Raw genomic sequence first — 7411 nt, 5'->3', positions numbered from 1 at the left:
CAAAGGTCCCGGCGCCGCCTACCTACCCGCCCGGCTGCGTGAGCCGACCGACCTACGCCACTATCCCCAGCCCCAAGCGCAGCCGCAGTAGACACCCGCGCCCGCCGACAGCCAGCCTCAGGCGAGGGTGTCCAGCGCGTATTGGGCATAGTCGGCCATCCCGGCCCGGCCAGCTCTCAAGGATGTGATTCTGGTGCTGGCGCAGCAGCATGAGAATCACATCCTTTGGCTCTGAGATGAGGATTACCGGTGGGGCTGGCTCCGGCCGCAGGCATGTGTGATCACACCGGGTAGTCGGGTCCGGCGCGGTCGGCGGTATCCAGTTGCGGGAGCGCCTCTAGAAGATCATCAACTTTCCTTGATCGGTGAACCGTACAGACCGTCCAGGGAGGCCCTGCCGTCAAAGATTCTGAGGTTCACGCTCGTAGGAGCAGGACAGGATGCCTCAGGACCTCCGCGTCACACCGACCTACGGGCTCGCACCACCACAAAGCAACGACGTCGGATTGGACGGCACCAATATCCTCATCGAGACAGGGTGCCGGCGCAAGCCGGCATCATCGCTGACCTGGGTAAATGCAAAGTTGCCCACGGACGTCGTGAATAAATCGCAGGTCAAACGCCCCGTGTCTGCAAGCCGGGATTGGTAACTCTCCGTCGAGATTGCGGCCATGCAGCCACGCGGCCACGAATAAGATCGCCAATTTCTTTAAATTCCCTGGTCAGAGCCACTTCCGACGGAAAGGTGTTTCGTAAGTTTCGCGTATTCGTCCAGGATCGTTGACATCGACCATCGCCCCCGATAGATTCGGCGGCAGTTGGGCTATGTCAGGGTTTGCGGCCAGTCACACCGAGAGGGCAGGCAGATCACGACTTAGCCAGGCGTGCTCCTTGTTCGTTCTCCAGGCTCGGCATCCGCTGTCCATGACAAAACGCACCGCCATGCTCTTCGATTTACGCATTCACGGCGGTAAATCGAATCCTCACCGTGCGATTCGTATGACCCATGAACCGTACGACCTCTCCTATGCGGAAGCCCAGGTGATTCGCGGCGAGTGAAATTCGCATGCAGAAAAACAGCCACGCCTGATCGCAAACGGTCGGAGTCATCCCAGCAAGGAGAAATCATGCGAATCAAGTCGGTCATTGCAGCCGTCTGCGTCACCGCGGCCGCAGGTATCTCGCTGGTGCTGCCCGCCAGCCCAGCGCTCGCGGCTTCCTGTCCAGACAACGGCTGGAGCATCCGCGACGGTCGTTACGGAAAATACGTCAACACCAACTACGTCAACATCCGCACCGGCCCCTCGACCTCGTGCACTGCGGTGGGGCAGGCTCAGGCCAGCCACAACGTCCAGCTCGACTGCTGGAAACTGGGCGACGGCGGCTACACGTGGTCGCACCTGTACGACTTCAACACCAGCAGGCAAGGCTGGGTCCGCGACGACCTGCTCGTCGGCTACGGCGCCAACGTCCACTGCTGAGTCCGCTCTCCGGCCTCATCAGGCCGGCCGTTGCGGCGTCCCCCGATGCTCTCATCACCGGGGGGCGCCGCCCTCAGCATAGGATTCAGCGGCCGGCAGGCTGACGGTGAACGTTGTGCCGACCCCGAGTCGGCCCGTCACTTCGATCGTGCCGGCGTGGTCGGTCACGATCTGCCTTGCGATCGCCAGTCCCAGCCCGCTGCCGCCGCTGCCGCGCCCGCGGGCGGTGTCCGCGCGCCAGAAACGGTCGAACACATGCGGCAGATCCTGCTCGGCCATGCCCCTGCCGGTATCGCTGACCTGGATCAGGGCCACCCCGTCCCCTTCGCGGACCGTGAGGGTGATGGTCCCGCCCGGCGGGGTTGCGGCGATGGCGTTGCGGATCAGGTTGCCGAGCACCTGGCGCAGGCGGTCGGGGTCGGCGTATACGCCGACCGGCGAGAGCGCACGGACGCGCAGCTCGATGCCTGCGGCCTCGGCGACGGCGCCGTGGGCGGTCCGGCAGGTCTCCGCGAGTTCGCTCAGGTCGACCGACGTCCTGTGGTACGCCATCGCACCTGCCTCGGCCAGGGCGAGATCCTGCAGGTCGTCGACGATGCGTTGATGCAGCAACGCCTCCTCGTGCAGGGAGGCGAACAATTCCGGGCTGGGCGCGAGCACCCCGTCCGCGAGTGCCTCGAGATAGCCGCGAAGGTTCGCCAGGGGCGTACGCAGCTCGTGCGCCACATCGGCGATGAGCCGCCGCTGACGCTCCTCGCTCTGCGCGAGGGATCCGGCCATCCGGTTGAACGCCCGGCCCAGCTCGGCGAGTTCGTCGCGTCCGGTGACCGGGACCCGTTCGGTCAGGTCACCCGCGCCAAGGCGGCGCGAGGCGGCGGTCAATGCGCCGATGGGTCGCAGCACCCGCCGGCTGAGCAGCAGCGCGCTGAGCGCCGCGGCCAACATGACAGCCGAAGCAGCCAGGACGATCGACCCGCTGGACAACCGGTGGGCGATCTCGTCGCGCGCGCCGACGTAGAGTCGCAGCGATGCCGGCGCCAACTGGCTGATCTGTTGAGCGAACAGGTCCTGTAGACAGCTTTCCTCATCAGCCTGCTGGCCGCAGGTGCGGCCCTGAAGGGCGACTGCACCCACGTCACGTGGTGCGCTCTCGGCATGCTGCCGGCAGGTGTCGACGACGGCACCGTGTGCGTCGACCGCCTCGAAGAGCGGCCGGCCCACCGGATCGGTGAGCGGGACGTCGGAGACCTGCCGAACGCCGATTCCCGACTCCGTCAGGCAGGCGGCGAAGAGCCAGCCGCGGCGGTAGGCATCGACGATGGCGACCGCTGTGCGGTAGCGGAGGTCGGGTGTGGCTGCAGCGGCGAGCGGCGGCAGGGTTGGACGCGGATCGACCACGGTCGGCGCCCCGGTGACGGGCCGCACCTGACGCCCGGCGAGGAGATCCGAGTCCGCCACCGGCGTCCCGTCCTCGGTCACCACCCGGATGCGCTGGTGCAGTCGGTCGGCGAGATTGCGTACCGTCGCGTCGATCCCCTGCCACGACCCGTGGAGCCGGCCGTAGCCCGCCAGTTCGCCGGCGGCCACCGTGACATCTCGCTGGCTGGCGGCAACGCTGTCGCTGAGCTGACGGGAGGCCTGCCGCAGGGTCAGCCAGGCGGTGGCTGCGGTGGAGGTTGCCACAAGGAACACGATGAGCAGCAGGACCCGCAGCCGGAAGCTCACGCCGACTCGGCCATCCGGTATCCGCGACCGTAGACGGTCTGAACATACCGCGGTTCGCCGGGATCGACCTCGATCTTGCGGCGCAGGTTCATGACATGGGCGTCCACGGTCCGTTCCTCGACGTAGTGGTCGAAGCCGAAGGCGCGATCGATGATCTGCGCCCGGGTGAAGACCCGCCCGGGCTCCGTGGCCAGCACCGCCAGGATGCCGAACTCCTTCGCGGTCAGGCTCACGATGCGCTCACCGACGTATACCTCGAAACGCCCGGTGTCGACCCGCAGGTCGCCGACGGTCAGTACCGCAGTGTCGCCCGCCGACAGGCGCCCGGATCGGCGCAGCAGCACGCGGACCCTGGCGGTCAGCTCGCGTGGGCTGTACGGCTTAGTCAGGTAGTCATCGGCGCCGATGTCCAGCCCGACCAGCAGGTCATCCTCGGTGGCGCGGGCGGTCAGCAGCAGAATCGGCACGTCGGACTCGCCGCGCAGGATGCGGCAGACGTCCAGGCCGTCGAGGCCAGGCATCATCACGTCCAGGACGACAAGATCGGGTCGGTACGCCCGGCACCGATCCACTGCCGCGCGCCCATCGCCGACAACCTGGACGCTGTGGCCTTCGCGTTCCAGATAAACCCTGATCAGATGCGCCTGCTTGACATCGTCCTCGGCCACCAAGACGCGGGCCCCCACTGTCAACTCCTCCCACACGCAGACGTTCTCAAGCCGCTGTCCTCACCGTAGATATCCGGCCGCGGTCAGAGCGAGGGTTGAGCCTGGATCGCACGGGGTGCGGACAGCTTCTTCATGACTTCTTCATACCTGCTGCCCTACGGTCGCCTCCATGCGATGGAGCCGAGTATCCATGGGTTTGTTGGTGGTCGTCACCGTGGCTGGCATCGTCCTCACCGGGTGTGGGAGTGCCCAGCGAGAACGACAGGTCGCCACCGCGGGCCGTACCCCGACAGCGTCCGCCACCGCTGCCACGGCCGACACGGTGGTGGCATATGTCGAGGGCGTACGCGCCTATGTGAAGTGTCTGCGCGCCGACGGGGTACAGGTCACCGACCCTGATCCGAAGGGGAGGTACACGCTGGAGGGCGATCTGGGGTTGCTCAAGAGCGACCAGAAATTCGTCGCCGCACAGGAGAAATGCCATGATCTCCTACCCCCGGTTCCGTCGGGCCTACAGGACAGGCAGACCAGGACGCTCGATGAAATCAAGATGGCCCGCGACTATGCCCGGTGCATGCGCGAGAACGGCGCGCCCGACTTTCCCGATCCCGGCCCTGACGGGTACGTCTCCCGGGGCGGCCCGGGCGAGCAGACCTGGGATCAGACGACGGACGGCGCACGCCGCGCCACCCGGGCCTGCGCATCGATCATCGGGGACCCGTCGACCGATGGCGGGGGAAAGGGCTGATGCGCAGGCGCCGGCTGCGGACGGGCCTCGTGGTCGCTGCCGCGACACTGATCATCCTGGCTGCTGCCGCCGCCTCGGTCGGCTTCGGCTGGCGTGGCGAGCCGACTGTGCAGGAGCCACCCGGGACGGCCTTGCCGACAACGATCAAACAGGAGACCCTCGTCGACTACATCACAGCGGACGGTAAGGTCGGCTACGGTGCGGGCTCGCCGGTGGCGAGCGGGATGAACGGGACTGTGACGTGGCTGCCACCGCCCGGGGCCACGGTGGAGCGCGGGCAGGCCCTACTGCGCGTCAATGATCTCCCGGTGGTGCTGCTCTACGGTCAACTGCCGATGTACCGGCAGCTGACCGTCGGAGTCAGAGGCAACGATGTGGCCCAGTTCGAGCAGAACCTCCAGGCTCTTGGCTTTCAGGGTTTCACCGTGGACCAGGAATTCTCCACGGCCACCGAGGCGGCCGTGCGGCATTGGCAGCACGATCTCGGCCTGCCTGAAACCGGGACGGTCGAGCCTGGGCAGGTGATCTATTCAGCGGACCCGCTGCGCGTCGCCGAGCAACTCGTACGCGTTGGCGCCACCTCGCCAGCAGACGTACTCACCATCACCGGTACCACCAAAGTGGTGACCGTTTCGATCGCGGAAGCCGACGCCGGGTGGGCGGTGCGCGGTGCGGCGGTGACGGTCGCACTCCCGTCAGGTGCCACAGTTGCGGGCACGGTCTCATCGGTGGCGCAGCCACCAGCGGCCGCCGACTCGAACGGCGGCGGCTCCAAGGTCCAGCTCACCATCGCTGTGGAGGACCAGCATGCCTTGGCCGCAGCCGAGGGCACACTGACCGTTCGACACGCCATCCGCGAGAAGAAGGACGTGCTCACCGTTCCGGTAGCGGCCCTGCTGGCCCTCACCGAGGGAGGGTACGGCCTGGAAATCGTGGAGGCCGGCGGCTCCCGGACAGTCGCCGTGCAGGCCGGCATGTTCGCCGCAGGACGGGTCGAGGTCTCGGGAGCCGAGCTCCACGCCGGCATGACCGTGCGGATGCCGGCGTGATCCCCGCGGTGGAGCTGGTCGATGTTTCGAAGATCTATCCCGGCGGTGTGACCGCGTTGGACGGCGTCAACCTCGTCGTCCAACGCGGCGAACTGGCCGGCATCGTCGGCCCGTCGGGCTCGGGCAAGTCAACGATGCTGCACCTGCTGGGCACCTTGGACCGGCCGACGGCCGGCATCGTGCGCATCGACGGATATGAGGTCGCCGCGATGTCCGACCGCGCGCTGTCGGCCGTACGCGCCACCGCGATCGGCTTCGTCTTCCAGCAGTTTCACCTGGCCCCGGGGGTGCCGGCGGTGGAGAACGTGGCCGACGGCCTGCTGTATGCGGGCGTCGGCCTGCGCCAGCGGCTCCGCCGCGCACAGGCCGCATTGCACCAGGTCGGCTTGGGCCACCGCCTCGACCACACGCCCAACGAGCTGTCCGGCGGCGAGCGCCAACGGGTCGCGATCGCCCGGGCGGTCGTCGGTGAGCCGGTGCTGTTGCTGGCCGACGAGCCCACCGGCAACCTTGACAGCGCCTCCGGCGCTTCGGTCCTACAGCTACTCGTCGAGCTGAACGCGGCGGGCACCACCGTCCTCATCATCACGCACGATCAGCACATCGCGGCACAGCTGCCACGGCGTGTCGAGCTGCGGGATGGTCGCGTCGTCCACGATTCGGCGGGGGTTTCATGAATACGCCCCGTGTCGGCCACTTGAGCGCAGCCGACATCGCGCGGGTGGGCATGGTCGGTCTGCGTTCGCGGCCACTACGCGTCTTCCTGTCAGCCCTCGGCATCGCGATCGGCATCGGCGCCATGCTCGCGGTCGTCGGCATCTCGGCGTCCAGCCGGGCGGAGCTCGACCGCACACTCAGCCAGCTGGGCACGAATCTGCTCACCGTCGCGCCCGGCAGCACGCTCTTCGGCGACGATGCGAAGCTGCCAACCGAGTCGGTGCAGATGATCGGCCGGATCGGGCCGGTCGAGGCGGTCGCCGCTACCGGCCGGGTGCCCGCGCACGTCTACCGCAATGATCACATCCCGCCGGGGGAAAGCGGCAGCATCGAGGTGCTCGCCGTCGATCGCGACCTGCCGGCAACCGTCCGAGCGACGCTGCGCTCCGGCTCGTGGCTCACCCCGGCGACGGCCACCTACCCCGCCGTCGTCCTCGGTGGGCAGGCCGCCCAGCGGCTGGACCTGCGCGGCCCGGGCGTGGAAGTGTGGCTCGGCGGTCAATGGTACGCCGTCGTCGGCGTCCTCGACCCAGTCCCCCTGGCACCGGAACTGGACAGTGCCGCACTCATCGGTTGGACGGCGGCGAAGACCTACGCCAGCTTCGACGGCCATCCGACCACTGTCTATGCACGGGCGGTGGAAAGCCAGGTCGCCGCGGTGCGATCGGTGCTCGGGCCGACGGCGAACCCGCGGGCGCCCCACGAGGTGGCCGTCTCGCGCCCCTCCGACGTGCTTGCGGCAAAGCAGGTCGCGGACGCCTCACTCACCACGCTGCTGCTGGGACTCGGCGGGGTGGCGCTGCTCGTCGGTGGTGTGGGCGTGGCCAACACGATGGTCATCTCCGTGCTGGAACGACGCGCCGAGATCGGCCTACGCCGGGCGCTCGGCGCCACCCGTGGGCACATACGCGTCCAGTTTCTCAGCGAGTCCCTGCTGCTGGCGGGGATCGGCGGGGGCGGAGGGGCACTGCTGGGCATCGCCGTGACCGGGGTCTACGCCGTGGCCCAGGGGTGGTCGCCGGT

General features: G+C 67.9%; 7 protein-coding genes and 2 pseudogenes. 6 read left to right on the top strand and 3 right to left on the bottom strand.

All coding sequences use genetic code 11. From position 1 onward, the window contains the following. Positions 1 to 924 precede the first annotated feature (924 nt). Both U9980_RS17665 and U9980_RS17660 read left to right on the top strand, forming a co-directional pair. Positions 925 to 1059 carry a hypothetical protein gene (locus tag U9980_RS17665; RefSeq protein ID WP_322768929.1) on the top strand — a complete coding sequence of 45 codons (135 nt, stop codon included), beginning with the start codon at positions 925 to 927 and terminating at the stop codon, positions 1057 to 1059. 68 nt (positions 1060 to 1127) lie between these two features. Next, on the top strand, positions 1128 to 1481 hold the full coding sequence (locus tag U9980_RS17660) for an SH3 domain-containing protein (protein WP_322768928.1): 354 nt from the start codon (positions 1128 to 1130) through the stop codon (positions 1479 to 1481). Between the two features lie 54 nt (positions 1482 to 1535). On the opposite strand, the pseudogene U9980_RS28610 reads toward U9980_RS17660, so the two are convergent. From U9980_RS28610 to U9980_RS17650, 3 genes and pseudogenes are all read right to left on the bottom strand, one after another. Further along, a pseudogene (locus U9980_RS28610) lies at positions 1536 to 1889 on the bottom strand (sensor histidine kinase); the annotation flags it as partial. A 159-nt stretch (positions 1890 to 2048) separates the two neighbouring features. Further along, a pseudogene (locus U9980_RS28605) lies at positions 2049 to 2426 on the bottom strand (HAMP domain-containing protein); the annotation flags it as partial. 776 nt (positions 2427 to 3202) lie between these two features. Further along, the gene (locus tag U9980_RS17650) at positions 3203 to 3892 is read right to left on the bottom strand and encodes a response regulator transcription factor (protein ID WP_322768926.1); all 690 of its coding nucleotides are present in this window, start codon (positions 3890 to 3892) and stop codon (positions 3203 to 3205) included. Between the two features lie 172 nt (positions 3893 to 4064). On the opposite strand from U9980_RS17650, the gene U9980_RS17645 reads away from it, so the two are divergent. From U9980_RS17645 to U9980_RS17630, 4 genes are all read left to right on the top strand, one after another. Then, positions 4065 to 4622: a hypothetical protein gene (locus U9980_RS17645; protein WP_322768925.1), complete on the top strand. Its 558-nt coding sequence runs from the start codon at positions 4065 to 4067 to the stop codon at positions 4620 to 4622. Further along, complete coding sequence (locus tag U9980_RS17640; protein ID WP_322768924.1) at positions 4622 to 5671, top strand: peptidoglycan-binding protein; 1050 nt, start codon at positions 4622 to 4624, stop codon at positions 5669 to 5671. The genes U9980_RS17645 and U9980_RS17640 overlap by 1 nt, the downstream gene beginning before the upstream one ends. Continuing rightward, positions 5668 to 6348 carry an ABC transporter ATP-binding protein gene (locus U9980_RS17635; RefSeq protein WP_322768923.1) on the top strand — a complete coding sequence of 227 codons (681 nt, stop codon included), beginning with the start codon at positions 5668 to 5670 and terminating at the stop codon, positions 6346 to 6348. The genes U9980_RS17640 and U9980_RS17635 overlap by 4 nt, the downstream gene beginning before the upstream one ends. Then, positions 6345 to 7411, top strand: a 1067-nt coding sequence (locus U9980_RS17630) for an ABC transporter permease (RefSeq protein WP_322768922.1), incomplete at its 3' end; no start/stop codon positions are given. The genes U9980_RS17635 and U9980_RS17630, both read left to right, overlap by 4 nt.

Origin of the sequence: Protofrankia sp. Cr1 (assembly GCF_963555865.1) — a bacterium.
Taxonomy (GTDB): domain Bacteria; phylum Actinomycetota; class Actinomycetes; order Frankiales; family Frankiaceae; genus Protofrankia.
The sequence above is the reverse complement of the archived record's forward strand: the minus strand, read 5'-3'. Positions and strand labels throughout refer to the sequence as shown.

Coding starts and splice junctions, on each gene's coding strand:
- U9980_RS17665 (WP_322768929.1), top strand. CDS start 925: ATGACAAAACGCACCGCCATGCTCTTCGATTTACGCATTCACGGCGGT.
- U9980_RS17660 (WP_322768928.1), top strand. CDS start 1,128: ATGCGAATCAAGTCGGTCATTGCAGCCGTCTGCGTCACCGCGGCCGCA.
- U9980_RS17645 (WP_322768925.1), top strand. CDS start 4,065: ATGGGTTTGTTGGTGGTCGTCACCGTGGCTGGCATCGTCCTCACCGGG.
- U9980_RS17640 (WP_322768924.1), top strand. CDS start 4,622: ATGCGCAGGCGCCGGCTGCGGACGGGCCTCGTGGTCGCTGCCGCGACA.